Genomic DNA, 25,826 nt, shown 5'->3' with positions numbered 1-25,826 from the left:
ATGGACATATAACAATTCTTTTTAAGAGCGAGCAGGATAGTTTATTAGAGAGCTAGAATACATTCATAATACGAACGATTACGGCAACAAGCTGAATATGAGAAAAACATATTCGTATCTTTGAATAATAAAGCTTTTATCACTTATGTGGAGGAGTATGGAAATGTCTATATATGAAATTTGGAATGAAGTGGATCTTTATATGAATGATAAGCTCATACAACCTGACCCTATTCTTGATGAGGTATTGAAGGCAAATCAAGAGGCTGGATTACCTGCCATCGACGTATCGCCTAGTCAAGGAAAGTTTCTGCATTTGTTAGCTTCATTAAAAGGGGCTAAACGCATTTTGGAAATTGGTACTCTTGGAGGGTACAGCACGATTTGGCTAGCCAGAGCTCTTCCGAAAGATGGACAGCTGATTACGCTCGAATTAAGCGCTCAGCATGCAGAAGTAGCACGAGCAAATTTAAAAAGAGCGGGAGTAAGCCACTTAGTAGAAGTCATTGTCGGCCCCGGGCTTGATACATTAGCTGTATTAAAGGATAAGGGAACAGAGCCGTTTGATCTTATCTTTATTGATGCTGACAAGCCGAATAACCCAAATTACTTAAAGTGGGCTCTAGAATTATCGAAACGAGGAAGTACGATTATTTGTGATAATGTTGTTCGTCAAGGGCATGTGGTGAACTCAGAAAGTGAAGATGAAAATGTAAAGGGAATTCGACAATTTATGGATGCTCTGGCTCAAGAAAAACGAATCAGCGCCACGGCTATACAAACCGTTGGAAGCAAAGGCTATGATGGATTCATTGTAGGGATTGTTGAATGATAGAACTCGTGTTACATATAAAGAGGCTGGGACAAAAGTAGTTTTGGTGAAGGGAAATCCGACCGATGAATTCAAATTCTTGATGGAGAATCTCGATTCCTCGGTCGGATTTTTTCATGGTGATAGTGAACGTAAATTTCATGTGTGTAGGCGTAGGTGCTTCTAGCTGTGGATTGATTTCGTTATCTCCCAGCCTCTATTTAATTTGCGTCCAACTTATTTGTTATTTGCTTTGCTGTCAGAAAATTAATCAACTCTCTTACAGCGAATGAACTGTAGCGTTCTTTTAACAGAATAATTCCAAGTTCCCACATCATTTCAGGATCCGCAATAGGTACCGTAATAATATTGGAATCTTTCACTTTGGCATAAAGCGATTCGGGTAAAATAGCAATACCTAGTTCTGCTGCTGTTAATTCAATAATTAAATCCCATTGAGAACTTTTATATGCGATAGAAGGCACAAATCCTGATTTTAAAGCATCTTGAATTAACCGGTCGTGCAGCGTAAATTCTTCACTGAACATAATGAATTTTTCATGCTCCAATTCTTTCATCCAGACGGAAGAACGTTTCGCTAAAGGATGGTTTTTATGGGCGTATAAAAGGAATCTCTCCTTAACGAACGGGTATACGTGAAAATGCTCATCATGACCGCTTGTGAGAGGAAGCATAACAATCCCCATATCTACACCAGCCTCTTCCACAAGGGCTTCAATTTTTTTTGCTCCAAATTCAATAAGCTCTAGAGATACTTTAGGGTATTGTTCATTAAATGCTTTTGCAATCTTCGGGAAAAACAAGGTCCCGATGAGCGGAGGGATTCCCATCTTGATTTGCCCTGTTTGCAAGTTCATTAAATCGCCCAACAAGTGAGGCATGTCTTTTAACACCGACAGCGCTTTAGTTGCCTGATGATACACGACTTCTCCTGCATCGGTTAGCTTTAATTCTCTTGTTGAACGGTCAAGAAGCTCAAATCCTAGTTCATTTTCTACTTTTTTGACGGCTTTACTTAAAGCCGTTTGTGACAAATGAACTTGCAGCGCTGCCTTTGTAAAATTTTTATGATTCGCTACCTCTATAAAGTATTCTAAGTCTCTGATTTCCATGTGAAACTCCATTTCTGCAAACTGCTTATCCTTTTTTTTTACTCTTTATTTTAACCATTAAATTATTTACTGTAAATGCGCTGATTAAAAAAGGGAGCTATCCAATGAATAAAAACGAGGAAAGGAAATGAACTAAAGTTTCTGTCGAAATTGATTTATAAAACCAATAATCTTTTTATAGAGAAACATAGATTTTGCTACTAGCTGATGAGGAATATAAAGATTTTTGCCTGTACGTTCGGGCAAAAATGCAAAACTTATCAAAATAACTGAAAGCCCAAAGGCTGCAGCTGTAATCTCTATCCAAGAAAACACCATATCATTCCTCCTTTTACAAACCTATTAATAGAATATGTAAAAGTTTGAAAGGAGGTTGTACGATAGACCTATAAAGAGCGTCGTCATTAAGCTCTCTCAAAATAAAATGACGTCAAAGAACGCAGGGCCTGTGCCAAACGTTCTTTGACGTCATTTTATTTTCGCTCTTCAGCTTGATGCTCTTGTTTGTTTTGCTCAGTGAGACGTTTTTGATGAGCTTTTGTTTCTGCACTTACGTGATTCGCATCATTCGGTTGATTCTTCTTTGAACCTCCTGCAGCGTTACTCATTAGACGACACCTCCAGTCCGGTTATGAAACATACCTATAGAATGTGCGTATTTACAAACTTTATACACGGCTATCGATATTACTGCACACTAAAAAAGCAAAGGGAGAGTCACTAAGACTGTTCCCTTTGCTTTTTTACTAGGCAACTTTATCGGTGGTGATAATTTTGTTAATCCAGTCTTTTCCTTCTGTAAACCTTGTAACAAGCATCGCTGTTACTGTATTTCCCGTACTGTTTAAGAGCGTAGCAGGGGCGTCAATAATTGTGGAAATGACCGCAATGATGGGCAGAACTTCTGGCGAAAATCCGTAAATTGTAATGATTAACATTTCGCCAATCATACCGCCTCCAGGAATTGCTCCCATTACGGCTCCAACTAAAAAGGCTACGCCTAATATGCTCAAAATACTCGTAGCAGACGTCATATCTTTGCCGAACAAACTGAATAAGAAAACAATTTTTAGAATACCACCGATAACAGAACCATCTTTATGGGTGTTTGCTCCTAATGGAATCACTGTTTCAGCAATATCCAGCGGCACACCCATTTTCTTTGTTGCGTCTAAATTGACTGGAATAGATGCCGCGGAAGAACAGGTAGCAATAGCAGTGATAGAAGGAGCAGCTGCATTTTTCCAAAACAGCTTAATTCCTGCTTTACCGCCAGCAATCCATGCGTATAGCGTAAAGAAGCCAAAATAGTAAACGATTGCAATTAATAAATAAAGAATAAATGCTCTAGCATACCCTTGCAAGATCTTTGGTCCAAGTTCTCCTACTACAGTAGCAAAATAGCACCCTAAACCAATTGGAGCATAGTACATGACAATTTTAACGACTTTCATCGATACTTCTTGACCCGAAGTCAGAAATTTCGCCATAGGCTGTCCTTTTTCACCAGCCATCGTGGTAGCAATACCGAAGATAACGGCAAAGACAATTAATTGTAAAATATGCTCTTTCGAAAATAACTGAACAAAATCAGGTACAGTAAATGTACTAACAAGCTGATTTAAAAGCGTCATTTTTTCAGCTGTATTTTCACTGTCACCCATTAATTCTTTAATGGCAGAAGTATCTACGTTGTGCAGCGGATTGTAAAGTGATGCGCCTAAAAAGCCTAGAACGGCTGAAACAGCAGCAGTGGCGACAAACACAACGGCGATACCTAGCATAATTTTACCAAGACGTTTCATTTCGTTCATGTTTGCGATCGCCGAAGCCACACTAAAAAAGACAAGGGGAACGATAATCATGAACATTAAATTAAGAAACAAATCACCAAAGGGCTTTACGACTGCCACATCGGGCCCGATAGCATATCCTGCTATCCCGCCAATTAAAATAGCGAGAAGCAGAATAAGCGATGATCTGTACGTTTTAAATACACTTAAAACCATATAGATTTCCTCCAAACAACAATAGCTTCTTTACTACGCAAGAACAGCTATCATTTGCTCATTGCATACGTAGTAACGACTGGCTTTACATCTTTACGCACCAAATCTTCGTATGTTTCTCGCTCTACAGCAAGACGAGCTTCTCCATTTTTCACAAATACAACAGCAGGGCGCGGAATACGGTTGTAATTGCTAGCCATTGAATAGTTGTAGGCACCTGTAGAGGATACTGCTAGTAAATCTCCTTGATTAACGCGCGGTAAATCGATATCCCAAATAAGCATATCTCCTGATTCACAGCATTTCCCCGCAATTGATACTGTTTCATCTTTTTTATCCGTCACTCTATTAGCCAAGACAGCTTCATGTTTTGCATCGTAAAGAGCAGGACGGATATTATCGGTCATACCGCCATCAATTCCTACGTATTTGCGTACACCTGGAATTTCCTTCGTTGAGCCGATTGTATAAAGCGTTGTACCTGCTTCTCCTACGATGCTTCTTCCAGGCTCAATCCAGACTTCCGGAAGGGTATAATTCTGTTCAGTTAACGTGCGGCTTAGCTTTTCTGTCAGTGCATCTACATAATACTCAACTGGAAGTGGAGAGTCGCTTTCGGTATAACGAATACCAAAACCACCACCTACGTTTAAAACTTTTACTTCAAATTCCATTTTATCACGAATACTGAATAAGAAATCAGTTAAAATATCAATGGCGCGAGAAAAACCATCTACTTCAAAAATTTGCGAACCAATATGACAATGAATGCCTAAAAGATCGTAGTAAGGCTTTTCTAATGCAGAACTTACCGCTTTCATAGCCTGGTCATTGGAAAGACCAAATCCAAACTTGGAGTCTTCCTGTCCGGTCATAATATACTCATGTGTGTGGGCTTCAATCCCTGGAGTAACACGCAGAAGAATAGATGCTTTCTGTTTGCGCTCAGCTGCTAAGGCATGTAAAACTTCAAGTTCGGTAAAGTTATCCACAACAAAACAGCCAATATTCGCATCAAGAGCCATTTCAATTTCTTCAATCGTTTTGTTATTTCCATGAAAATGAATGCGTTCAGCTGGATATCCCGCTTCAAGAGCTGTAAATAATTCGCCTCCTGAGACCACATCTAATGACATATCAAGCTTCGTTAAAAGGCTAGCCATTTCCATACAAAGAAACGCTTTCCCTGCATATGCGATTTGATATGAAAATCCGCTTCTTTGAAAGGCTGAATGGAAGGCCTTGCATTTCGTCTCAATTAATTCTTGATCGTAGATGTATAGGGGAGTGCCGTATTGTTTTTTCAGTTCGACCGTATCGCACTGCCCAATTTCTAAATGATTGCTGCTGTTAATTTTACTCGTTCCATGTAAGTACATAATCCGTATCCCTCCATTTAAATCATTCAACTATAACTTTGATGGTCAGTAGAAAAACACAAAAAAGACCCGTGAAGTGATGTTCACGCGTCTTGGTTTCATAATAATAAAGTATTATTACATTCTAGGCATCAACATCTCTTCAATAGCTCTCCACAAACCAAGTGGTTTGTGACAGCTCAGCATTTATTCAATACTGAACCAGTATATGAACACAATGGATGTTTATATACTTCGGCACGAAATCCCTTTTACTTATCTTCACAGACTCCATTAGTCTCCAATAAGTGACTCTTGATTTCATGCACCTCTATTCTCAGAGAGGAAAATTATATTTAAATGTAACTCCTATTATATTTCCTTTTCCTCCGTCTAGTCAATGAAAAGTTAAGGCATAGGAATATCAAAGAAGATAAATAAAAAAGCTATGAAGCTTCCAGATAGAATCCAAGCAGCCAGCGCTGTCTTCTGATGAATGACTAAAAGTGAGAACGTGACAATATTGAAGAGAAAAGAACATAGCAGCGACCATCCATAATGATGAGTGATACTGTGATTAACATAAGCAATGAACTCAATCACAGTAAATAAAAGCGCCCACAAAAGAATCCACCACAGCCGGCCGCTTACATGCAGCGGCAGCCTTCCTAAAAAAACCGGTATAACAAACGGATAAATAATTAAGGTTATTCCAAGAGAAACCATTAGGTGATCGGGTAGAAAAAGATGATCAATACCAACAGGGTGAAATACCCATACGCGGTGATGAAACAGCAGCACTTCATAAAGCAAATTCCCCGTGACCCAAAACAGCAAAGTAGGGTAGTATTCTTGATACCTTCGCCACTTGCCAAATAGTAAACCAAGAATGATAAAAAATAATACAAATGAAGATTGCATACGCTCTCCTTAAAATAATGGTTATTTCTTTTTATTTACATATTATAGTGGTTTTATTCTTTCATTTTTTTATTCAGCACCTATAATAGAAAAGCCGTAAGCCACAGCGTTAAAGACGTATTACCACTATTTACGGCTTTCTTCACCCTGTTATAATCTTGGTAAAAGAACTTCTACCGCTTTTGTTTACGAGACGAAAGGAGCTATATGTCAAAGTCAGCAAGGCTTAAAAATAAGCTTAAAATAGCTTCGCCTAGTATGTGACTTCTTTTTTTGCTATGCTAAAATTGCATACATATAGCATGAGAATACTAGAAGAAAGAAAAGGGTGTTTTGGTATGAAAACATACATCGTAGTTGGAGCTGGGGTACTTGGAGCTTCTACGGCATATCATTTAGCAAAAGCAGGAGCAGATGTGACATTGATAGATCGCAAGGATGCTGGTCAAGCTACTGATGCAGCAGCAGGAATTGTTTGTCCGTGGCTTTCGCAGCGTCGAAATAAAGCATGGTACCGATTAGCAAAAGGCGGCGCCAAGTACTATCAAACATTAATTCAGCAATTAGAAGAAGATGGAGAAACGGATACGGGATATAAGCGAGTAGGAGCAATTAGTTTACACACTGATGAACAAAAGCTTAAAAAAATGGAGGAACGAGCATATAAGCGTCGGGAAGAAGCCCCCGAAATAGGCGAGATTACACGTTTATCCGCTAAAGAAACACAGGCTTTGTTTCCGGCTCTTTCGGAAGAATACAGTTCAGTTCATATTAGTGGAGCCGCTCGCGTTAACGGAAGAGCTCTTCGAAACGCACTTGTGAATGCAGCGAAGAAAAACGGTGCAAAAATAATAGAAGGAAACGCAGAACTACTTTATGAAAATAATCAAGTAACGGGCGTTGCCGTAAATGGACAAACCCTTCTAGCAAGTACAACAATCGTGACAGCAGGAGCGTGGGCAAATCAATTACTAGAGCCTCTTGGAGTGAAATTTTTAGCAAGCTTTCAAAAAGCGCAAATTGTCCACTTGCATCTTCCTGATTTAGATACAAAAGACTGGCCCGTTGTAATGCCTCCAAGCGACCAATATATTCTTTCGTTTGAACAAGGTCAAATTGTCATAGGAGCAACACATGAAAACGACACGGGTTATGACTTGAGAGTAACGGCTGGGGGGCTTCATGAAATTTTTTCAAAGGCCTTATCAATTGCTCCTGGCTTAACAGAAAGCACAGTCTTAGAAACAAGGGTAGGGTTTCGACCATTTACTCCAGGCTTCTTGCCAGTCATTGGGGCTCTTCCAGCTTACGAAGGAATACTAGTAGCGAATGGTCTCGGAGCTTCAGGCTTAACGTCGGGCCCTTATCTTGGTTCAGAGCTGGCTAAATTAGCACTTGAAATGGAAATGGAAATTGATCTTAGCGATTATGATGTAAGAGGAGCTATTGAGTCCTAAGCAAATAGAATGAATGAAAACAAATAGAAGTTCGCAAACTATAACTACTATATGATGAAAGGAAGTAGATTGTTTGCGAAAGATTATGATAAGTGCAGCAGCAGCTTTTTTATTTATGAGCGCGACACCTGTATTAGCGGAAAACAATCCTCAGCCAGAAACAAAAGACGTGCAGCTGACGTCTCAGCAAAAGCAGGAATTATCCGTTCTGTACAAAGAAATGTTCGAAAAAAAGAAAGAAATACTTTCAAAATATGTGGAGTACGGCGTGCTAAGCAAAACGGAGAGTCAAAACATTTCTTCACATATGGAAAATCGCTATCAGCATATGGAGCAAAATGGTTTTGTCCCGAAGCGTCACTGTCATAAAATGCATCATTCAAAGTAATTCCTATTCACATAAAAAAGCGCCTATACAGGCGCTTTTTTATGTGAATGAATGGAAAATATCCGCTTCTTTATCTAGTAAATTTTAAACACCTCATGTAAAATTAAGAGAATGAGAACGAGTAGGAAAGATGCTAGTGAGGGGTAGGTAAATATGAACGATGAACGAAAATAAAAAAATAGTCCGATTACATGCAGAAAATCATTCAGCTGAGGCTCTAGGAATCATATTTGCTTACAAACAAAAAGGTGACCATCTTGTTTACAGTATGTATCAAGGAGAAAGCGTTTCTGAGCAAAAAATACCTCTAGAAGAATGGGTCTCGTATGAGCATTTTTTTGAAGCGCTAAATAAAAAGAAAAAGCTTATGTACGAGCTTCAAATAAATGATAAACGCTATGTAGTAAACTTAACCCCTTTATCTTACACAGAAAAACCTGAAGTTATGGGACATTGCGTGAATATAACTAGTTATCAGGAGAAAAAAGAACAGATTCAGCCTTTTATTTATCATAACGCAGATGCTGTTGCTATCGTTGACTTAGAGGGTAAAACGCTTCAAGTGAACCCTGCGTTTGAGAATACATTTGGCTGGACGTTTGAAGAAATTCATCAAAAGCCTCTTCCGATTATACCTTCGTTTTTAAAGGAGCCCGTGTGCGAACTTCATAAGACTATTCAATCAGGGGAATCGAAAACAGAATTTGAGACGGTCAGACAGCATAAAGACGGGCATTTAATTAATGTAAGCGTCACACTATTTCGCGTTGAAAATATGAATGATTGGCCGTTATGCATTGCGTTTGTCTATCGAGATATAACATCGCGCAAGCAGGATGAGACGGCTTTAAAAGAAAGCGAACAGCGCTACCGAAGTTTGATTGAGTTATCCCCGGAAGCAATTATCGTTCATAGTGAAGGTAAAATTGATTATATCAACCCTGCAGGAGCTAAAGCATTAGGATACAAGAATCCTCAAGATGTATTAGGAGCTTGTGTTTATCAGTTTGTTCACCCTGATTACTATGATGTTGTAAAACAGCGAATTTATCGAATGAAAACAGAAAATAAATCTGTGGATCTGCAGGAAGAAAAGTTTATTCATAAAGACGGTCATACGATTGATGCCGAAACCATTGCCTTTCCTATTCCCTATATGGGAAAGCAGGCCATTCAAGTTTTGTTTCGTGATATTACAGAACGTAAAAAAACTGAAAAATTGCTGCGTGAATCCGCTCAGCTTTCCTTAGTCGGACAGTTAGCAGCGGGTATCGCTCACGAAATCAGAAACCCTCTAACAGCGGTAAAAGGATTTATGCAGTTATTAGAAGAAACGAGCGGTCAGCCTTACTATGTAGAAATGATAAATCATGAGTTAGATAGAATCGAATTGATTGCCGACGAGTTCTTGAGTCTTGCAAAGCCTCAGGCGAAAACCTACAAAGACAAACACGTCCAAGATATCTTAGAGAACACGTTAAAGCTAGCTGAGGTGCAGGGGATTACAGAGAAAATTCACGTAAAAAAAGAGATTGATCTTCATCTTCCTCTCGTATTATGCGAAGAAAACCAGTTAAAACAGGTCTTTAGCAATATATTTAAAAATGCCGTCGAATCCATGCCAAGTGGAGGAACTGTAACGATTCAACTAAAAAGATTTAATCAGGAGAACCTTGTTGTCCGGTTTAGCGACGAGGGGCCAGGCATCACGCAGGAACGAATGCAGCATTTAGGAAAACCTTTTTATAGTACGAAAGAGAAAGGAACGGGGCTTGGACTGATGGTGTGCTATAAGATCATTCGAGAACATAGAGGAGAAATTAATTTTGTAAGTGAACTTGGAAAAGGAACTACCGTAGACATTCTTTTGCCTTTTAAAAAGTAGATTCTACTTTTATAAGCATGAAACCTTTTCTAAAGGGGAATACATGTTAGTGAACGAATAATGAGGTTAAAATAGGAGGGAATACGATGGAACGTATTGAAACGGGAGAGATTTTTACAATTTTAGATGAAAATGATCAAGAGCAAGATATTGAAGTGCTTGGAAAAATGACGATTGAAGGCCACGATTATATTGCCGTTGCGTTTGTGGAAGAAGTTTTAATTGAAACAGAAGAAGAAATTGATGTTTTCTTTTTAAAAATTGAAGATGATGGTGAATGGTCTTCAATTGAAGATGATGATGAGTTTGAAAAAGTATCAGCCGTATTTGAGGAAATGACATCCGCGTAAAAAGAGAGGTTACAACCTCTCTTTTTTTTATTTCTAAATAATATAATATTTAGAATTTTTCTAAAAATATCTTGCTGAATTATTTCCCTTCATTTATGATAAATATGTAACATACCAACCGGTTAGTAAGTAAATGAAAGCGAGGGACTACCGTGTATTTTTCTTACTCTGACAAAGTAGTGAAGCTGCAAAAAGAATTGAGCTCTTTTATGGAAGAGCATATTTATCCAAATGAACGGCTATACGAACAACAGCTGAATGAACAGCCATCTAGATGGTCAGCTGTTCCTCCAATCATGGAAGAGTTAAAAGAAAAAGCAAAGCGAGCTGGGCTATGGAACTTATTTTTGCCAGAAAGCGAATACGGAGCAGGTCTAACAAATGTAGAATACGCTCCTCTTTGCGAAATTATGGGCCGTTCTATTATTGGGCCAGAAGCTTTTAACTGCGGAGCTCCTGACACTGGCAATATGGAAGTGCTGGTTCGATACGGAACGCCTGAACAGAAAGAAAAATGGCTAAAGCCTCTGTTAAATGGAGACATTCGCTCCTGCTTTTCTATGACAGAACCGGATGTAGGTTCTTCTGATGCCACAAACATTCAGTGCAGTATTGTAAGAGAAGGCGATGAATATGTAATCAATGGAAGAAAATGGTGGTCTTCAGGTGCGGGAGATCCTCGCTGCAAAATTGCTATTGTCATGGGGAAAAGTGATTTTAACGCATCTAAATATGAACAGCAGTCTATGATTCTAGTTCCATTAAATACTCCGGGAGTTAAAATTGAACGAATGCTGCCAGTCTTTGGATACGATCACGCTCCTCATGGACATGCTGAAATTCATTACGACAATGTGCGTGTGCCAGCATCCAATATGCTTTTAGGAGAAGGAAAAGGGTTTGCTATTGCTCAAGGTAGATTAGGGCCTGGACGTATTCATCACTGCATGCGTCTAATAGGAGCAGCTGAAAGAGCGCTCGAAGAATTATGTAAGCGTATTCAAAGTCGTTCTACATTTAATAAGTTACTTTCTCAGCAAGGGGTTATTCAAGAATGGGTGGCAGAATCGCGTATTGAAATTGAGCAAGCTCGCTTATTAACATTAAAAGCTGCTTATATGATGGACACAGTTGGAAATAAAAAAGCGCGGAAAGAAATTGCCATGATTAAAGTAATAGCTCCTGCTATGGCTTTAAAAGTCATTGATCGTGCCATTCAAGTATTTGGAGCAGCAGGTGTTTCAGAAGACACGCCGCTTGCGGCACTTTGGGCAAATGCCCGCACTTTGCGCCTTGCCGATGGTCCAGACGAAGTGCACAAAGCACAGCTTGCAAGACTTGAGCTAAAATCCTATCAAGAACAGGAGGCAACCTATGCACATAAAGGATCTGTTTGATTTAACTGGAAAAACAGCTATTATTACCGGAGGAGGCAGAGGATTAGGAGAGCAAATGGCAGAAGGGCTTGCAGAGGCAGGGGCAAATATTGTTCTATGCTCAAGAAAAAAAGAAGCATGTCAGCAAGTGGCTGATCGATTGGCCACCATGGGCGTAAAAACCCTCGCTTTAGCATGCGACATCAGTCAGCCTGAAGATATTAAAAATGTCGTGCATCAAACGATTGAAACATTTGGACGCATCGATATTTTAATTAACAACAGCGGAGCTACGTGGGGAGCTTCGGCTGAAGAAATGCCTCTTGAAGCATGGCAAAAAGTGATGAATATTAATGTGACGGGCACGTTTTTAATGTCACAAGAAGCTGGAAAAGAAATGATTAAACAAAAAGCTGGTAAGATTATTAACATTGCTTCAATTGCGGGTCTTGGAGGAACGGACCCTCAGTATATGGATACAATCGGGTACAACACGAGTAAAGGAGCGGTCATTACGTTCACGAAAGATTTAGCTGTCAAATGGGGACAGCATAATATTCAAGTTAATGCAATTGCGCCGGGATTTTTTCCTACTAAAATGTCAGGTGCGATTATGGAACAAGGAAAAGATTATTTTCTAAGTCAAACCCCTTTAAAACGCTTTGGCTCCGAAGCTGATTTAAAAGGAGCGGCTGTTTTTCTTGCTTCTGCAGCGTCTAATTATATTACGGGCGATATTCTGACAGTAGACGGTGGAGTTCATGCTATGTGAATAAGAAAGGAGTTACTCAATGGAAGACGTTAAAAAATGGTTTACACCTTATCCAGAAGCCTACACTCATGACATTCACATCGAAGATATTTCACTATTTGATATGCTGAAAGAAACAGCCGAACGTTATCCTGCTCACACAGCCACGCGCATGTATCAGCATACGTTAACGTACCAGGAGCTGTACCACTCAGTTCGCGTATTTGCAGGAGCACTGCAGAAAAAAGGGATTAAAAAAGGAGATCGTGTAGCAATTATGCTGCCAAATTGTCCGCAATATATAATAAGCTATTTTGGCATTGTAGCAGCGGGCGGCATTGTCACTCAGGTCAACCCCATGCTTGTCGAACAAGAACTAGAGCATATTTTACACGATTCCGGCGCAAAAAAAATAATTCTACTCGATGATTTTTATACGAGACTTCAAGAGATAAGGAATCGTGTTGAGATAGAAGAAGCGATAACCGTCAGCTTGCAAAAACCTTTTGTTCCTACAGCACCAGACCTTTCCTTCTTAGATTTTCTAACCATTAAGCATGAATTTAATCAGCCGGTCATCCATCCAGCACACGATATTGCTGTTCTTCAATATACGGGAGGAACGACCGGACCATCTAAAGGTGCGATGCTTACACATACAAACATTTACACAAACGCAGTTCAATCATACGAAATATTTAAACATGATATTGAATTAGGAAAAGAAAAATGCTTAACCGTTATTCCATTGTTTCACGTATTTGGCATGACTTCCTGTATGCATTTATCAATTCTTTGCGGAAATGAAATATTGCTATTGCCGCGTTTTGATTTAGAAGAAGTACTAAATACAATCAAAAAAGAGCAGCCTAGTATTTTTCCTGGAGTGCCAACTATGTATGTCGCGATTACCAATCATCCGCAGGCAGAAGAATACAATATCGAAAGTATTCGCATCTGCAACAGCGGCAGTGCGCCAATGCCTGTTGAGCTGATGAAAGAGTTCGAACGAAAAACGGGTGCTAAAGTGTTAGAAGGGTACGGCTTATCAGAAGCGTCCCCCGTTACCCATTGCAACCTGCCGTTTTGTGAACGAAAGCCAGGCACAGTCGGACTTGGCGTTCCGCAAACTGCTTATAAAATTGTAGACGTGGCTACAGGAACAAAAGAACTGCCAAGAGGAGAGCTTGGAGAAATAGTGATTAAAGGCCCTCAAGTTATGAAGGGCTATTGGAATCAGCCTGAAGAAACAGCTCACGCGCTTAGAAACGGCTGGCTGTACACAGGAGATATTGGACAGATAGACGAAGATGGTTATTTATCCATTGTTGATCGCAAAAAAGATATGATTATTGCGAGTGGTTTTAATGTGTATCCTCGAGATATTGAAGAAGTTTTATATGAGCACAGCCACATTAAAGAAGCCGTTGTCATTGGCGTTCCGCATCCTTACAGAGGAGAAACAATTAAAGCGATTTTGGTAGTGAAAGAAGGAAAATCTCTTTCTGAAGAAGAGCTTACTTCTTATTGTCGACATCATCTTGCAGCTTACAAAATTCCGCGAATCTTTGAGTTTCGCGCTGAGCTTCCTAAGACCAATGTAGGAAAAATTTTACGAAGAGCACTGCGAGAAGAAGTGGTGAAAGAAACGATGTAAAGAAGCTGAACATAAACAAACTTTTTCAAAAGCTCCCTCTAAGCCATGGTATAATTTGTGAAAATGAGAAAAGACAGAGAGGGTTTGACGATGAAAGATTTGATGATGGAACGAAGCATTCAGCTTTTTGCTCAAAAAGGTTTCAAAGAAACGTCTATTCAAGATATTGTAAATGAATTAAACGTCACAAAAGGAACGTTTTATTATTATTTTAAAAGCAAGCAAGAGCTTTTAATGGATATTCACCTTCAATATATTGAAAGATTAATAGAAAACCAAGAGACGATTCTTGCAGATAAGACAATATCTTATCCTGAAAAGCTGCACAGCATTATTTTTAAACTTGTTCATGATATTGAGAAAGAAGGTCTTCGAGCTAAAGTGTTTTTTCGAGAGATGCGTCATTTGAGTGAAGAACACTTACAGCAAATCATTCCAAAGCGCGATCGTTTTAAAGAAAACGTACAGGAAATTATTGAAAAAGGAATGGAAGCAGGGCAGTTCCGTTCAGATTTGCCTTCAGATATCGTGACGCTAGGCATATTAGGAATGACAAATTGGAGCTATTTTTGGTTTCAGCCGGATGGTGAAAAGTCAGATCGAGAAGTTGCGGCTATTTTTTATAAGATGTTAATGAAAGGTATTCAGTCACAGTAGCTGCTAGGCTGGACAGTGCTCGTAAAAGGTGGGAAAGTATAAGCTCTTTCTCTCCTTTTATATTAAAAGGAGGCTATAACATGAATAGTAAAGATATACAGCGTATTGCTGTCATTGGCGCAGGACAAATGGGACATCAAATTGGTATGCTTTGTGCACTTGGAGGATATGAAACAATTATTCAAGATATGAATGAACAATCACTCATAAAGGCAAAAAATAAGCTGGAAGCAATTATAGACAAGTGGGTTCACAAAGGCAAAATTTCCTCTGATGCTAAAGAAGTCGCATTTCAAAGGTTGTCTTTTACAAGCACATTAAAGGAAGCGGTTTCAAGTGCTGATTTTGTGATTGAAGCTGTTGTAGAAAAGTTAGATGTAAAACAAAGCGTCTTTAAAGAAATAGATGAGTACGCACCAAGTCACGCCATTTTAGCATCGAATAGTTCAACAATTGTTAACTCGCTTATTGCAAGTGCAACAAACCGTCCAGAGCAAATCGTTAACATGCATTTCTTTTTTCCTCCTCTTGTAATGGACTGCGTAGAAGTTGTGATGAGTGAAAAGACAAGTGAACAAACAGCTCAAACGACAATGGAAGTTTGCAAGCAAATTAATCGCACAGCAGTCCTTCTGAAAAAAGAAATCTCAGGTTTTATTGCCAATCGAATTTTAGGAGCGCTGCAAAAAGAAGCCGTTTTCCTTTACGAAAATGGATACGCAGATTTTGAAGACATTGATATGATTTGCAAAAAAGCGCTCAATCACCCGATCGGTCCTTTTGAATTGATGGATCTCTCAGGAATTGACGTCGGATATTTTGTGATGCAGCAGCGCTATAGCGAAACAGGGGACCCTGAGGACAAGCCAGCTGCGTGCATAGAAGAAAAAGTTCAAAAAGGCGAGCTTGGACGCAAAACAGGAAAAGGTTTTTACACATACCACACACAGGGAGTGAAGCAATGATGAAAAAATTTGTACGTATTGAAAAAGAAGAGAAAACAGCTATTGTAACCATTGATAATCCGCCTTTAAATGTAATGAGCCAGGCTGTTGTGCAGCAGCTTGAAGAAACGTATGAAGAGCTTAGTAAAGATCCTGATGTCATTACAATCATTTTAACGGGAGCGGGCGACCGGGCGTTTATGGCTGGAGCTGATATTAAAGAATTTCCACAGCTAATGGGACAAAGCGGTATTAAAGAAGAGTTTATGAAAACCCATCGTGTTTTGCAAAAACTTGAAAACATTGAAAAACCAACAATTGTCGTGTTAAACGGTTTAACGTTTGGGGGAGGGTGCGAACTTTCACTAACCGCTGATATACGCATTGCTGAAGAACATGCTCAAATCGGTCTTCCGGAAGTGAAGCTCGGATTGTTTCCCGGAGGCGGCGGAACTCAGCGTCTTCCGCGCGTAATCGGCGCATCTAAAGCTAAAGAATGGATGTTTGCCGGCAGTCCTGTTTCGGCGGAAGAAGCACTTCATGCAGGCTTTGCCAATCATGTAACGCCTAAAGGAAAAGGGCTCGAAAAAGCAAAAGAGCTGGCTAAGAAATTTAACCGTCACTCTCTTCCGTCACTTTCTCGAATTAAGGCAGCGGTAAACGAAGGAATGAATCGTACACTATCTGAAGGTCTTGAACTTGAGGCAGAGCTGTTTGAAGAAGTCTTTCAAACAGAAGATATTAAAGAAGGAGTATCAGCATTTATTGAAAAGCGTCCCGCTGTTTTTTCACATAAGTAAAGGAGGAGAAAACCATGTATGAAACACAGGTCAAAGTGCGTTTTTGCGAAACAGACGCACTCGGTCACATTAACAATACGAGCTATTTCATTTATTTAGAAGAGGCACGCATTGCTTTTTTTGAAGAAATGGGAGCATCCATGCATACAAAAAAGTGGGAGTATATTTTAGCGTCTACTAAATGTGATTTTGTTGCGCAAGGATATTTTAATCAAGTGTTAACGATTAAAACCTTTGTATCTAATGTCGGCAATAAAAGCTTTACAATTGGCCATGAAATTACCGACAGCAAGACGGGATCGCTGATTGCTAAAGGAGAAGCTGTCATCGTGTACTTTGATTTTGATGCACAAAAAAGCATTTCTATTCCAGCGGACATTAAGCAGTTTTTGATGAATTATAAAGTAGCTGTTTAACTATAAAAAAGCAGGTGGTAAAAGAATGTCACAAATCATTCCTGTACGAAAAGGAGAGGAATTAAACACGGAAAAACTGCATCAGTTTCTCCGTGTTTCGATTCCTGATTTACCTAAAGAGCCTCTTTTAATCAAGCAATTTGGATCGGGTGCGTCCAATTTAACCTACGCTCTTTCAGTCGGAGAATGGGAGGCGGTGTTGAGACGCCCGCCATTTGGGCCAGTTGCGCCAAAAGCGCATGACATGGAAAGAGAATACAAGATTTTATCTGTTTTATCGAAATCTTTCCCTCTCGCTCCTAGGCCGTATGTGTTTTGTGAAGATGAAACGGTGGTCGGGAAACCCTTTTTTTTAATGGAGCGAAAGCACGGTGTTCTCATCGACACAGCGTTTCCAGAAGACGTGAAAGGAACTAGCGAACTTTGCCGTCGTATTTCAGAACAAATGGTAGATGTCCTTGTTCAGCTTCATGACGTTCCTTATAAAGGTACGCTCCTTGAAGAAATCAGCAAGCCTGAAGGTTTTTTAGAACGTCAAGTACACGGCTGGATTCATCGTTATGAAAAATCAAAAACAAGTGACATACCGGAAGTAGAAGCACTAAAGAAATGGTTGACCACACACATCCCCACTTCACAGCATTCAACCATTATTCACTATGATTATAAGCTTAACAATACGTTATTTTCACCGGATGGAAATAAAATTGTAGGATTATTTGACTGGGAAATGACAACCGTTGGAGACCCGCTTGCTGATTTGGGAGTGGCGATGAGCTATTGGATGGAAGACAGCGACCCTGAACTTTTAAAAAGAGGATTGGGGAACCCACCTGTTACTGTGCAAAAAAGCTTTTATTCCCGTCGAGATTTTGTGGAAGCGTATGCTAAAAAAAGCGGACGAGATGTGTCACACATTGACTTTTACCTGAAGTTTGCGTACTTCAAACTTGCTGTCATTTGTCAGCAAATTTATTACCGTTATAAAAAAGGCCAAACAAATGACAAACGGTTTTCACAATTTGGAGAGTATGTAAAAACGCTGATTATTCATGCTCTGCATACAGAACGCGGGCATATATGAAAAGAAAAGTTCACGTAATACTCAAAAAAGAAGAGCTTCTTGCCAAAAAGCTAGAAGGAAAAACGGTCGTTATATTTGACGTCTTATTGGCTACTTCAACAATTGCGGCTGCTTTACAACAAGGAGCAATAGAGGTTATTCCCGTAAAAAACGAAGAAGAAGCGCGCAATAAAGCAAAAACGTATAAGCCTGACGAAATTGCGCTTGTAGGCGAATATAGAGGGAAAACGATTGAAGGCTTTTTTGATCCAAGCCCCAGCACGATAAAGCAGCATGTTCAAGATAAAACGGTTATTTTGTCCACCACTAATGGAACGGTGGCCATTCATAACGCTGAAAAAGCAAAACATGTCTATGCAGCTTCACTGTTAAACGGAGAAGCGGTTGCCAGTGCTGTTTGTCAACCAAGTCAAGATGAAACTGTTTTATTGGTTTGTTCAGGTTCATCCGATCGCTTCTGTCTAGAAGATTTATATGGAGCGGGGTACTTTATAAGCTGTCTTCTGCAACTAAAAACATTTTATTTAACGGATGCTGCAAAAGCCGCACTGCTTTTGTATAAGGCTTATGAGCATTCATCTGTTGAAATATTGAAACACTCAGCCGTAGGAGAAATGCTCACTCAGTATGGCTTTCTAGACGAAATTGGCTTTGTAAGCCGGAAAAACGTCTATTCTGTAGTTCCTAAGGTAGTGAAGAAAAAGCTAGTAAACGGGGAGGAAATGATATGTCTGAAATGAAAACCGAAGCAACAGGCGGATCATTTTTACTAAAAAAAACATCTGCGCAGCACGTCTATACACCTGAAGACTTAACGGATGAGCATCGTATGATCGCTCAGACAGCAAAGCAGTTTATTGAAAAAGAAGTCGACCCTTACCACAGTGACATTGAGCAGCAAGATTTTGATAAAGTAGTAGAATTGATGCACAAAGCAGGCGAACTCGGACTTCTTGCTCACAGTATTCCAGAAGCATATGGAGGACTAGGTCTTGATAAAGTAAGCAAAGGACTCGTCGGTGAAATCATCGGCCGGACAAGCGGATATGGAGTCGCTCATTCTAATCATACATGCATTGCGACACTTCCTATTACGTATTTTGGTACCAAAAAGCAAAAAGAAAAATACTTGCCCAAATTGGCAAGCGGTGAATATATTGGCGCCTACTGTTTGACAGAGCCAGAAGCTGGTTCTGATGCTCTTGCAGCCCAAACAAAAGCCGTATTAAATCCTGAAAAAACGCATTATGTATTAAATGGAACGAAGCAGTACATTACCAATGCTGCCTTTTCAGATACGTTCATCACATATGCAAAAGTAGACGGAGAACATTTTACCGCTTTTATTGTAGAAAAAGATTTTGAAGGACTGTCTCTCGGGCCAGAAGAAAAGAAAATGGGGATTAAAGGGTCGTCTACTCGCCCGGTTATTTATGAAGATTGTTTAGTACCCGTAGAAAACGTACTTGGACAAGTAGGAAGAGGTCACTTAATTGCGTTGAACGTCTTAAACCTTGGACGTTTTAACTTAGGTTCTGCATGTATGGGCGCAGCAAAATATGCGTTTGAACTTGCTTTAGGTTATACAAAAGAACGCAAGCAGTTTAAAACAGCTATTGCGGAATTTAACGCTTCAAAAGAAAAAATAGCAAAAATGGCGGCTCGTATTTTTGCATCTGAATCTATCCAGTACCGTACAGCTGGTTTACTAGAAGAGGCGCTTGGTGGACTATATGAAAGTGAAAATCATAAGTTAGTAGCTAAACAGCTGGCTGAATTTGCAATGGAATGTTCAGTGTGTAAAGTGTATGGATCGGAAACTCTTGATTTAATTGCCGATGAATCGCTGCAGCTTCATGGCGGAGCAGGATTTATTCAAGAATATAAAATCGAACAAGTATACCGTGACTCACGCATCAATCGTATTTTTGAAGGTACAAATGAAATCAACCGCCTTTTGCTTCCAACTCAGCTTCTAAAAAAAGCAGGCAAAGGAGAAATAGAGCTGAACAAACGAGTAGAACATGCCGTTAGTGAATTGATGAGCGGTCAGTGGGAAATATCTTCAAATGAACTTCTAGCACGAGAAAAGCAGGCTGTTATTACAACAAGGCATTTATTTCTTGCATTGCTAGGAACAGCATTCCAAACGTTTCAGACAAATCTAGCGCAAGAACAAGAAACGCTGATGAAACTAGCAGAAATTGCTATTGGGCTATTCGCTATGGAGTCATCTGTGCTGCGCGTGGAAAAAGCTGTAACCAGAAATGGAGAAGAAAAAGAAACGTTAAAAAGCAAGCTCACAGCAACAGTTGTTAGTGAAACGCTCTTTGAAATTGAAAAGCAGGCTCGACAATTAATAAACGGGATGTTAACGGGTGAAAAACACCGACAGTACCGCACAATTCTTGGAAAATGGATGAATGATTTGCAAAGTGAAGGAGAGTTCATGCGCAATCGAGACATTGCCCGTGAATTTATCGACAGCGGACGATATGTTGTATAAGGAGGGGTATTATGATGCGTTTTGAAGGGCAAATAGCTGTTATTACAGGAGCTGGAAGCGGCATTGGAGAAGCGACCGCTCAAAGAATGGCGAAAGAAGGCGCTCGCGTCATTCTTGTGGGGCGAACGAAAGAAAAACTAATACAGGCTGCATCCGCTATTGACACACGGTGTGAACGAAAATGTACAGATATTTTCCCAGCTGACGTAACGAAAGAAGAAGACGTCAAAGAGCTTGCTGAGTTTATAAAAGAAAAGTACGGACAAATTCATTTATTAATTAATAACGCAGGCGGATCTGTTAATTCCACAATCAAAGAAACAACGCTTGAACAGTGGAAACAGGTGCAGGACGTCAATTTAACAAGCGTATTTCTTGTAACAAAACATTTGATTCCTTTTTTAACTGAAGAAATAGCAGAAAATCGCTCTATTGTTAACATCGCTTCTCTTTCAGGACATAAAGCAGGTGCGCAAATTCCCCACTATAGCGCTGCTAAAGCTGCTTTAATCAACTTTACAAAAGCAATGGCATTTGAATTAGCACCTCACGGAATCAGAGTAAACTCTGTGTCTCCTGGATTCGTAGAAACACCTTTAACACAGCCTGGACTTGAAAATGAGCGCTTCACTAAGGCAATCGAAAAAAATACGGCTTTAAAACGTGTAGGTAAACCAGATGAAATTGCAAATGTTATTGCTTTTGTAGCGTCTAAAGAGGCATCGTATATGACGGGAAGTGATTTATTAGTAGACGGCGGGTGGCTTATCGTTTAATACAAAGCAAAGAGGAGGAAGTCGAAATTATGAGTGATTTAGTAGTAGAAAAGCAAGGGACTATTTTATCTTTAACGTTAAATCGACCGGATCGTTTAAATGCATTCAGTGAGGAAATGATTGAAAAGTTAACAGCTGAAATAAAACAGGCACAAAGCGATGAGTCTATTAAAGTGGTTATATTAAATGGAGCGGGGCGCTCGTTTTCTGCCGGAGGCGATGTAAAAACGATGGGTCAAGCATCGGGAGCTGATGTTTATGAACATATCGGCCGTTTAAATGAATGCATTTTAGCGATGCAAAATCTAGAGAAGCCAATTATTTCAGCAGTTCATGGGTTTGCAGCAGGAGCTGCTTTTAATTTAGCTCTCGCTTCTGACTTTATCATCGCATCACAAGAAAGCCGATTTGTATTAAGCTTTTCTCAAGTGGGATTGATTTCAGATGGAGGAGGTCTTTACTTTCTCACAAAGGTCGTTGGGCCCCACAAAGCTAAAGAACTGCTATTTTTAGCAGAGCCTCTGGATGCCGATACGGCTTACAAAGCCGGTTTTTTGAACCGTGTAGTGCCGTTAGATCAGTTGAAAGATGAGGTTACGTCTTTTGCAAGCCGTTTATCACAAGGGCCAACGAAAGCGTACGGAAAAATGAAAAAAATCGTCAACGATTCATTCCATTTAACGCTAGAACAAGTGCTTGAACAAGAAAGGCTAACGCAAGTTCTTATGGTAGAAACGAGTGATCATCAAGAAGGAATATCTGCATTTAAAGAAAAAAGAAAGCCACTATTTCAAGGGAAATAAGAGGGGGATATAAAAGATGAAAGCTATTCAATTCACGCAGTATGGAGGGCCTGATGTTCTGCAAGTTATCGATATTGCACGCCCTGTACCTAAAAAGAAAGATGTGCTCATTAAAGTTGCGGCAATTGGCGTTAATTATGCCGACGCTGCGCGGCGCGAAGGAGCATATGTAGTCGAAACGCCGCTGCCTTTTATTCCAGGCTCTGAAGTAGCAGGCGAAGTGGTTGAAGTAGGCGAGGATGTACAAGGGATAAAAGTAGGTACAAAAGTCGTGACACTGCTGGGATCTAATCGAGCAACAGGATACGCTGAGTACACGCTGGCAGATTCAAGAGGCCTTATTCCGTTGCCGGAGAATGTGGATTTAACACAGGCCGTTGCTTTGCCTCTTCAAGGACTAACGGCTTATCATATTTTAAAAACAATGGGTCGCCTTGAAAAAGGAGAAACCGTCATCGTTCATGCAGCAGCAGGCGGCGTCGGAACCTTAGCTGTTCAGCTTGCGAAAATTTTTGGAGCTGGAAAAGTTATTGCTACAGCGAGCTCTAAAGAAAAGCTTGAGCTTGCAAAAAATCTTGGAGCCGACGAAGTGATTAACTATACAGAAACAGGCTGGGAAAAACGGATTTTAGAAGTAACAGAAGGAAAAGGAGCCGATATTATTTTAGAAATGGTAGGAGGGCATATATTCTATGAATCTCTTCAATGTCTTGCACCATTTGGGCGCCTCGTTTTTTACGGAATGGCTAGCGGAAAATCTGTAAAGTTTAACCCTGCTCGCCTGATGGAAAAAAATCAGGCGGTTCTCGGCTTTTTCTTACCTCAAATGATGGCAAAACCAGCACTTTATCAGCAAAGCCTGCATGAGCTATTAAACTACGTGAATTCCGGTCAGTTAAAATTAATGCTGGGCGGTACATTTTCACTTGAAGAAGCAGCACATGTACATCGTCTGCTTCAAGGAAGAAAAACGACCGGAAAATTAGTGTTGGTTCCTTAACAAAACAGCTTCCGTCTCTAATAGGGATGGAAGCTGTTTTAGTTTAAAAAATTGGCTTTCGCCTGCCAAATTTTTAAAAACCGCTTAATAATTTGGCATAAAAATCAGTACTTTTTACTAATTTCTTCTATATTTTAACACTGGCATGGAAGTTGCATAATAAGTGTTTGAACATATAAAGGAGGAATTGAATATGGTGAGAAATGGAACGGACCGCGTGAAGCGGGGAATGGCAGAAATGCAAAAAGGCGGCGTTATCATGGACGTGATCAATGCAGAACAGGCAAAAATTGCAGAGGCAGCAGGCGCTGTTGCTGTTATGGCATTGGAGCGTGTTCCAGCTGATATTCGTGCAGCAGGCGGCGTGTCTCGTATGGCAGACCCAACAATTGTTGAAGAAGTGATGAACGCTGTATCCATTCCAGTTATGGCAAAAGCCCGAATCGGCCATATTGTTGAAGCACGCGTGCTAGAAGCAATGGGTGTAGACTACATTGATGAAAGTGAAGTACTTACTCCAGCTGATGAGGAATATCACCTTAACAAAAGTACATTTACGGTTCCATTTGTATGCGGATGCCGTGATTTAGGGGAAGCAGCAAGACGAATTGGTGAAGGTGCTTCGATGCTTCGTACAAAAGGCGAACCAGGAACAGGAAATATCGTGGAAGCAGTGCGTCATATGCGCCAAGTCAACGCTCAAGTACGTAAAGTGGTAGGCATGGATGAAGACGAGTTAATGACAGAAGCCAAACTATTAGGTGCCCCTTATGAGCTATTACTGCAAATTAAACGTGAAGGCCGCTTACCGGTTGTAAACTTTGCAGCAGGCGGCGTAGCAACACCCGCGGACGCAGCGTTAATGATGCAGCTTGGAGCAGACGGCGTGTTCGTTGGTTCAGGAATCTTTAAATCCGACAACCCTGAAAAATTTGCTCGAGCAATCGTTGAGGCAACAACGCATTATCAAGATTATGAACTGATTGCAAGCTTGTCAAAAGGGCTAGGAAGTGCAATGAAAGGAATTGAAATTTCATCATTATTACCAGAAAATCGTATGCAAGAACGCGGCTGGTAATAAGTAATAACTTTTAAACTTAGTTAGGAGAATGATCATGGGGAAATATACAATAGTCGATAAAGAAACGTGTATTGCGTGCGGCGCATGCGGAGCTGCGGCACCTGATATTTATGATTATGATGATGAAGGAATTGCGTTCGTTATCCTTGATGATAATCAAGGCACTGTTGAAGTGCCCCAAGAGTTAGAAGCCGATTTAATAGATGCGTTTGAAGGCTGTCCAACAGAGTCCATCCGTATAGCAGATGAAAAGTTTGATGGAGATTCGAATAAATTTCAATAAAGCCGAATAAATAAAAAAATAGAAAGTTTTTTTAAAAGAAAAGAAGGATTTTGTCTAGAAAAGGCGAAATATTAGTTGTGTAAGAACATATCTTTTTAAAAATGAAAGCACTTACATAACTAAAAGCATATGAGTTAGTCTCATTTGACCTTTCAGAATTATTAGTGTAAATGTGCGGAGTAATTAAATAGTTTTTAAAAGGAGATTAAGGGGCATGCAAATACTGAATACAGTCATTGTGACAGGATATGCAAAAGCTCCACAGGGAACTTCCATGTATGAAATGTATAAGCATGCGGGAATTGTACTAGAAGTGGATCTGACAGAGCATAAAATTGTAAATGCTGAGTTTACGTTTATTACGGAGCTGACGCAAAATTTTTTCCGGAAGCTGCTTATTGGTTACTGCCTTGCAGATGGAATTGAACCTCTTATTGAACGTATTCAAAATTATTATTTTGCTCCATCTCAACAGGCGATTATCGTAGCGCTTCAGGCTGCAATCCAACGTTACTGGGATAATGTAAATCAAAAAATTACATAGCGTTTGGTTAGAATAAAGTGAGAAGACAACCTCTTTTCATGGTCTTATTAAAACCAAGCAGACACACACGCTTTACAAAGAATGGGGGACGTCCCTGTTTCTTTGGGGAGTCATTGTGTCCTGCTTGGTTTTTTTCGTGTAAAGCGCTGTGAAATATAAAAAGAAAAGGAGGAAACAAAATGAACAAAATCATCACGCGCGAAGAAGCAGTAGGAAAAATAACTGATGGCGCACGCATTATGGTAGGTGGATTTGGTCTTGTAGGAAGCCCGCTTAGTCTAATTGAGGCGATTGCCAAATCAAATCTTAAAGATTTAGAGATTATTAGTAATAACCTCGGTGAACCTGGAAAAGGATTGGGTATATTGGTTCAAAGAAAACAAGTGAAAAAAGCTATAGGTTCGTATTTTACTTCCAATCCTGAAGTTGTACATGCCTATCAACAACAAGAACTTCAAGTGGAGCTTATCCCGCAAGGAACAATGTCCGAGGCTATTAGAGCAGGAGGTGCGGGCATTGGAGGATTTTACACGCCTGTGAGCGTAGGGACTCAGCTCGCTGAAGGAAAAGAAGAACGAGTATTAAAAGGAAAGAAATATGTTTTGCAAGAATCGCTGCACGCAGATGTAGCGCTTATAAAAGCTAAAAAAGCAGACCGACTCGGAAATCTTATTTACAGCAAATCAGCAAGAAACTTTAATCCAATGATGGCAACGGCCGCTGATATCGTGATTGCTGAAGTAGAAGAAGTGGTTGAAGTTGGACAAATTTCTCCTGAAGAAATTATCACTCCTCATTTATACGTTACTTATATTGTAGTGAAAGGAGAAAAATAA

At 39.9% G+C, this 25,826-nt stretch carries 28 protein-coding genes and 1 riboswitch; of the genes, 22 read left to right on the top strand and 6 right to left on the bottom strand.

Annotated elements, in window-relative coordinates; all coding sequences use genetic code 11:
• Positions 1–145 precede the first annotated feature (145 nt).
• Complete coding sequence (locus WKH56_RS16945) at positions 146–832, top strand: O-methyltransferase (protein ID WP_034266120.1); 687 nt, start codon at positions 146–148, stop codon at positions 830–832.
• Positions 833–1,032: 200 nt separating this feature from the next.
• Here the strand turns inward: WKH56_RS16945 and WKH56_RS16940 are convergent, their stop codons facing one another.
• The 6 genes from WKH56_RS16940 to WKH56_RS16915 all read right to left on the bottom strand — a co-directional run bounded on the left by WKH56_RS16940 (position 1,033) and on the right by WKH56_RS16915 (position 6,232).
• A complete protein-coding gene (locus WKH56_RS16940; protein ID WP_028413358.1) occupies positions 1,033–1,944 on the bottom strand; it encodes a LysR family transcriptional regulator in 912 nt (303 codons plus the stop codon).
• 132 nt (positions 1,945–2,076) lie between these two features.
• Positions 2,077–2,262 carry a hypothetical protein gene (locus tag WKH56_RS16935; RefSeq protein ID WP_028413357.1) on the bottom strand — a complete coding sequence of 62 codons (186 nt, stop codon included), beginning with the start codon at positions 2,260–2,262 and terminating at the stop codon, positions 2,077–2,079.
• 155 nt (positions 2,263–2,417) lie between these two features.
• On the bottom strand, positions 2,418–2,552 hold the full coding sequence (locus tag WKH56_RS16930) for a hypothetical protein (protein WP_013057043.1): 135 nt from the start codon (positions 2,550–2,552) through the stop codon (positions 2,418–2,420).
• A gap of 138 nt (positions 2,553–2,690) precedes the next feature.
• Positions 2,691–3,953 carry a dicarboxylate/amino acid:cation symporter gene (locus WKH56_RS16925; protein ID WP_033578970.1) on the bottom strand — a complete coding sequence of 421 codons (1,263 nt, stop codon included), beginning with the start codon at positions 3,951–3,953 and terminating at the stop codon, positions 2,691–2,693.
• 50 nt (positions 3,954–4,003) lie between these two features.
• Positions 4,004–5,332 (bottom strand): diaminopimelate decarboxylase, encoded by a 1,329-nt coding sequence (gene lysA / locus WKH56_RS16920; protein ID WP_014460106.1) that lies wholly within the window; start codon positions 5,330–5,332, stop codon positions 4,004–4,006.
• A 138-nt stretch (positions 5,333–5,470) separates the two neighbouring features.
• Positions 5,471–5,653, bottom strand: a riboswitch (Lysine riboswitch).
• Positions 5,654–5,719: 66 nt separating this feature from the next.
• Positions 5,720–6,232, bottom strand: coding sequence for a CBO0543 family protein (locus WKH56_RS16915; protein WP_025751926.1), 513 nt, complete (start codon positions 6,230–6,232; stop codon positions 5,720–5,722).
• Positions 6,233–6,570: 338 nt separating this feature from the next.
• Between WKH56_RS16915 and WKH56_RS16910 the strand changes: the two genes are divergently transcribed.
• The 21 genes from WKH56_RS16910 to WKH56_RS16810 all read left to right on the top strand — a co-directional run bounded on the left by WKH56_RS16910 (position 6,571) and on the right by WKH56_RS16810 (position 25,826).
• Complete coding sequence (locus WKH56_RS16910) at positions 6,571–7,689, top strand: NAD(P)/FAD-dependent oxidoreductase (RefSeq protein ID WP_048020930.1); 1,119 nt, start codon at positions 6,571–6,573, stop codon at positions 7,687–7,689.
• 73 nt (positions 7,690–7,762) lie between these two features.
• Positions 7,763–8,077, top strand: coding sequence for a YckD family protein (locus tag WKH56_RS16905; protein WP_048020928.1), 315 nt, complete (start codon positions 7,763–7,765; stop codon positions 8,075–8,077).
• 160 nt (positions 8,078–8,237) lie between these two features.
• Entirely contained in the window at positions 8,238–9,962 is a 1,725-nt protein-coding gene (locus tag WKH56_RS16900) for a PAS domain-containing sensor histidine kinase (protein WP_063248007.1), read from the top strand.
• Between the two features lie 86 nt (positions 9,963–10,048).
• Positions 10,049–10,312 (top strand): DUF1292 domain-containing protein, encoded by a 264-nt coding sequence (locus WKH56_RS16895; RefSeq protein ID WP_013057050.1) that lies wholly within the window; start codon positions 10,049–10,051, stop codon positions 10,310–10,312.
• A gap of 152 nt (positions 10,313–10,464) precedes the next feature.
• Positions 10,465–11,709 (top strand): acyl-CoA dehydrogenase, encoded by a 1,245-nt coding sequence (locus tag WKH56_RS16890; protein WP_310884458.1) that lies wholly within the window; start codon positions 10,465–10,467, stop codon positions 11,707–11,709.
• On the top strand, positions 11,687–12,460 hold the full coding sequence (locus tag WKH56_RS16885; RefSeq protein ID WP_033578975.1) for an SDR family oxidoreductase: 774 nt from the start codon (positions 11,687–11,689) through the stop codon (positions 12,458–12,460). The genes WKH56_RS16890 and WKH56_RS16885 overlap by 23 nt, the downstream gene beginning before the upstream one ends.
• Before the next feature lie 19 nt (positions 12,461–12,479).
• Positions 12,480–14,096, top strand: a complete 1,617-nt coding sequence (locus WKH56_RS16880; protein WP_310884459.1) for a long-chain-fatty-acid--CoA ligase — start codon at positions 12,480–12,482, stop codon at positions 14,094–14,096.
• A 90-nt stretch (positions 14,097–14,186) separates the two neighbouring features.
• Positions 14,187–14,753: a TetR/AcrR family transcriptional regulator gene (locus tag WKH56_RS16875; protein ID WP_028413348.1), complete on the top strand. Its 567-nt coding sequence runs from the start codon at positions 14,187–14,189 to the stop codon at positions 14,751–14,753.
• An 80-nt stretch (positions 14,754–14,833) separates the two neighbouring features.
• A complete protein-coding gene (locus WKH56_RS16870) occupies positions 14,834–15,718 on the top strand; it encodes a 3-hydroxyacyl-CoA dehydrogenase family protein (protein WP_310884460.1) in 885 nt (294 codons plus the stop codon).
• Positions 15,715–16,497, top strand: coding sequence for an enoyl-CoA hydratase (locus WKH56_RS16865; RefSeq protein WP_028413346.1), 783 nt, complete (start codon positions 15,715–15,717; stop codon positions 16,495–16,497). The genes WKH56_RS16870 and WKH56_RS16865 overlap by 4 nt, the downstream gene beginning before the upstream one ends.
• A gap of 14 nt (positions 16,498–16,511) precedes the next feature.
• Positions 16,512–16,913 (top strand): acyl-CoA thioesterase, encoded by a 402-nt coding sequence (locus WKH56_RS16860; protein WP_048020916.1) that lies wholly within the window; start codon positions 16,512–16,514, stop codon positions 16,911–16,913.
• A 25-nt stretch (positions 16,914–16,938) separates the two neighbouring features.
• A complete protein-coding gene (locus WKH56_RS16855) occupies positions 16,939–17,997 on the top strand; it encodes a phosphotransferase family protein (RefSeq protein WP_048020914.1) in 1,059 nt (352 codons plus the stop codon).
• Positions 17,994–18,737 (top strand): 2-phosphosulfolactate phosphatase, encoded by a 744-nt coding sequence (locus WKH56_RS16850; RefSeq protein WP_047750966.1) that lies wholly within the window; start codon positions 17,994–17,996, stop codon positions 18,735–18,737. The genes WKH56_RS16855 and WKH56_RS16850 overlap by 4 nt, the downstream gene beginning before the upstream one ends.
• Positions 18,725–20,503, top strand: a complete 1,779-nt coding sequence (locus WKH56_RS16845) for an acyl-CoA dehydrogenase family protein (protein ID WP_310884461.1) — start codon at positions 18,725–18,727, stop codon at positions 20,501–20,503. Before WKH56_RS16850 ends, WKH56_RS16845 begins: the two co-directional genes overlap by 13 nt.
• Positions 20,504–20,517: 14 nt before the next feature.
• Positions 20,518–21,279, top strand: coding sequence for an SDR family NAD(P)-dependent oxidoreductase (locus WKH56_RS16840; RefSeq protein WP_048021471.1), 762 nt, complete (start codon positions 20,518–20,520; stop codon positions 21,277–21,279).
• A 29-nt stretch (positions 21,280–21,308) separates the two neighbouring features.
• Positions 21,309–22,082 (top strand): enoyl-CoA hydratase/isomerase family protein, encoded by a 774-nt coding sequence (locus tag WKH56_RS16835; RefSeq protein WP_205826969.1) that lies wholly within the window; start codon positions 21,309–21,311, stop codon positions 22,080–22,082.
• Between the two features lie 16 nt (positions 22,083–22,098).
• Entirely contained in the window at positions 22,099–23,082 is a 984-nt protein-coding gene (locus WKH56_RS16830) for a quinone oxidoreductase family protein (protein WP_310884462.1), read from the top strand.
• A 193-nt stretch (positions 23,083–23,275) separates the two neighbouring features.
• Positions 23,276–24,160, top strand: a complete 885-nt coding sequence (gene pdxS / locus WKH56_RS16825) for a pyridoxal 5'-phosphate synthase lyase subunit PdxS (protein WP_014460089.1) — start codon at positions 23,276–23,278, stop codon at positions 24,158–24,160.
• Positions 24,161–24,197: 37 nt separating this feature from the next.
• A complete protein-coding gene (locus WKH56_RS16820) occupies positions 24,198–24,446 on the top strand; it encodes a ferredoxin (protein WP_243494631.1) in 249 nt (82 codons plus the stop codon).
• A gap of 214 nt (positions 24,447–24,660) precedes the next feature.
• The gene (locus tag WKH56_RS16815; protein ID WP_013057066.1) at positions 24,661–24,990 is read left to right on the top strand and encodes a DUF3870 domain-containing protein; all 330 of its coding nucleotides are present in this window, start codon (positions 24,661–24,663) and stop codon (positions 24,988–24,990) included.
• 179 nt (positions 24,991–25,169) lie between these two features.
• The gene (locus WKH56_RS16810; RefSeq protein WP_028413338.1) at positions 25,170–25,826 is read left to right on the top strand and encodes a CoA transferase subunit A; all 657 of its coding nucleotides are present in this window, start codon (positions 25,170–25,172) and stop codon (positions 25,824–25,826) included.

The sequence above is a fragment of the Priestia sp. SB1 genome, from assembly GCF_038898415.1.
Note: the sequence above shows the minus strand (reverse complement) of the source record. Positions and strands in the feature narration are given on the sequence as shown.

Coding starts and splice junctions, on each gene's coding strand:
- WKH56_RS16945 (WP_034266120.1), top strand. CDS start 146: ATGTGGAGGAGTATGGAAATGTCTATATATGAAATTTGGAATGAAGTG.
- WKH56_RS16940 (WP_028413358.1), bottom strand. CDS start 1,944: ATGGAAATCAGAGACTTAGAATACTTTATAGAGGTAGCGAATCATAAA.
- WKH56_RS16935 (WP_028413357.1), bottom strand. CDS start 2,262: ATGGTGTTTTCTTGGATAGAGATTACAGCTGCAGCCTTTGGGCTTTCA.
- WKH56_RS16930 (WP_013057043.1), bottom strand. CDS start 2,552: ATGAGTAACGCTGCAGGAGGTTCAAAGAAGAATCAACCGAATGATGCG.
- WKH56_RS16925 (WP_033578970.1), bottom strand. CDS start 3,953: ATGGTTTTAAGTGTATTTAAAACGTACAGATCATCGCTTATTCTGCTT.
- lysA (WP_014460106.1), bottom strand. CDS start 5,332: ATGTACTTACATGGAACGAGTAAAATTAACAGCAGCAATCATTTAGAA.
- WKH56_RS16915 (WP_025751926.1), bottom strand. CDS start 6,232: ATGCAATCTTCATTTGTATTATTTTTTATCATTCTTGGTTTACTATTT.
- WKH56_RS16910 (WP_048020930.1), top strand. CDS start 6,571: ATGAAAACATACATCGTAGTTGGAGCTGGGGTACTTGGAGCTTCTACG.
- WKH56_RS16900 (WP_063248007.1), top strand. CDS start 8,238: ATGAACGAAAATAAAAAAATAGTCCGATTACATGCAGAAAATCATTCA.
- WKH56_RS16895 (WP_013057050.1), top strand. CDS start 10,049: ATGGAACGTATTGAAACGGGAGAGATTTTTACAATTTTAGATGAAAAT.
- WKH56_RS16885 (WP_033578975.1), top strand. CDS start 11,687: ATGCACATAAAGGATCTGTTTGATTTAACTGGAAAAACAGCTATTATT.
- WKH56_RS16880 (WP_310884459.1), top strand. CDS start 12,480: ATGGAAGACGTTAAAAAATGGTTTACACCTTATCCAGAAGCCTACACT.
- WKH56_RS16875 (WP_028413348.1), top strand. CDS start 14,187: ATGAAAGATTTGATGATGGAACGAAGCATTCAGCTTTTTGCTCAAAAA.
- WKH56_RS16870 (WP_310884460.1), top strand. CDS start 14,834: ATGAATAGTAAAGATATACAGCGTATTGCTGTCATTGGCGCAGGACAA.
- WKH56_RS16865 (WP_028413346.1), top strand. CDS start 15,715: ATGATGAAAAAATTTGTACGTATTGAAAAAGAAGAGAAAACAGCTATT.
- WKH56_RS16860 (WP_048020916.1), top strand. CDS start 16,512: ATGTATGAAACACAGGTCAAAGTGCGTTTTTGCGAAACAGACGCACTC.
- WKH56_RS16855 (WP_048020914.1), top strand. CDS start 16,939: ATGTCACAAATCATTCCTGTACGAAAAGGAGAGGAATTAAACACGGAA.
- WKH56_RS16850 (WP_047750966.1), top strand. CDS start 17,994: ATGAAAAGAAAAGTTCACGTAATACTCAAAAAAGAAGAGCTTCTTGCC.
- WKH56_RS16845 (WP_310884461.1), top strand. CDS start 18,725: ATGTCTGAAATGAAAACCGAAGCAACAGGCGGATCATTTTTACTAAAA.
- WKH56_RS16840 (WP_048021471.1), top strand. CDS start 20,518: ATGCGTTTTGAAGGGCAAATAGCTGTTATTACAGGAGCTGGAAGCGGC.
- WKH56_RS16835 (WP_205826969.1), top strand. CDS start 21,309: ATGAGTGATTTAGTAGTAGAAAAGCAAGGGACTATTTTATCTTTAACG.
- WKH56_RS16830 (WP_310884462.1), top strand. CDS start 22,099: ATGAAAGCTATTCAATTCACGCAGTATGGAGGGCCTGATGTTCTGCAA.
- pdxS (WP_014460089.1), top strand. CDS start 23,276: ATGGTGAGAAATGGAACGGACCGCGTGAAGCGGGGAATGGCAGAAATG.
- WKH56_RS16820 (WP_243494631.1), top strand. CDS start 24,198: ATGGGGAAATATACAATAGTCGATAAAGAAACGTGTATTGCGTGCGGC.
- WKH56_RS16815 (WP_013057066.1), top strand. CDS start 24,661: ATGCAAATACTGAATACAGTCATTGTGACAGGATATGCAAAAGCTCCA.
- WKH56_RS16810 (WP_028413338.1), top strand. CDS start 25,170: ATGAACAAAATCATCACGCGCGAAGAAGCAGTAGGAAAAATAACTGAT.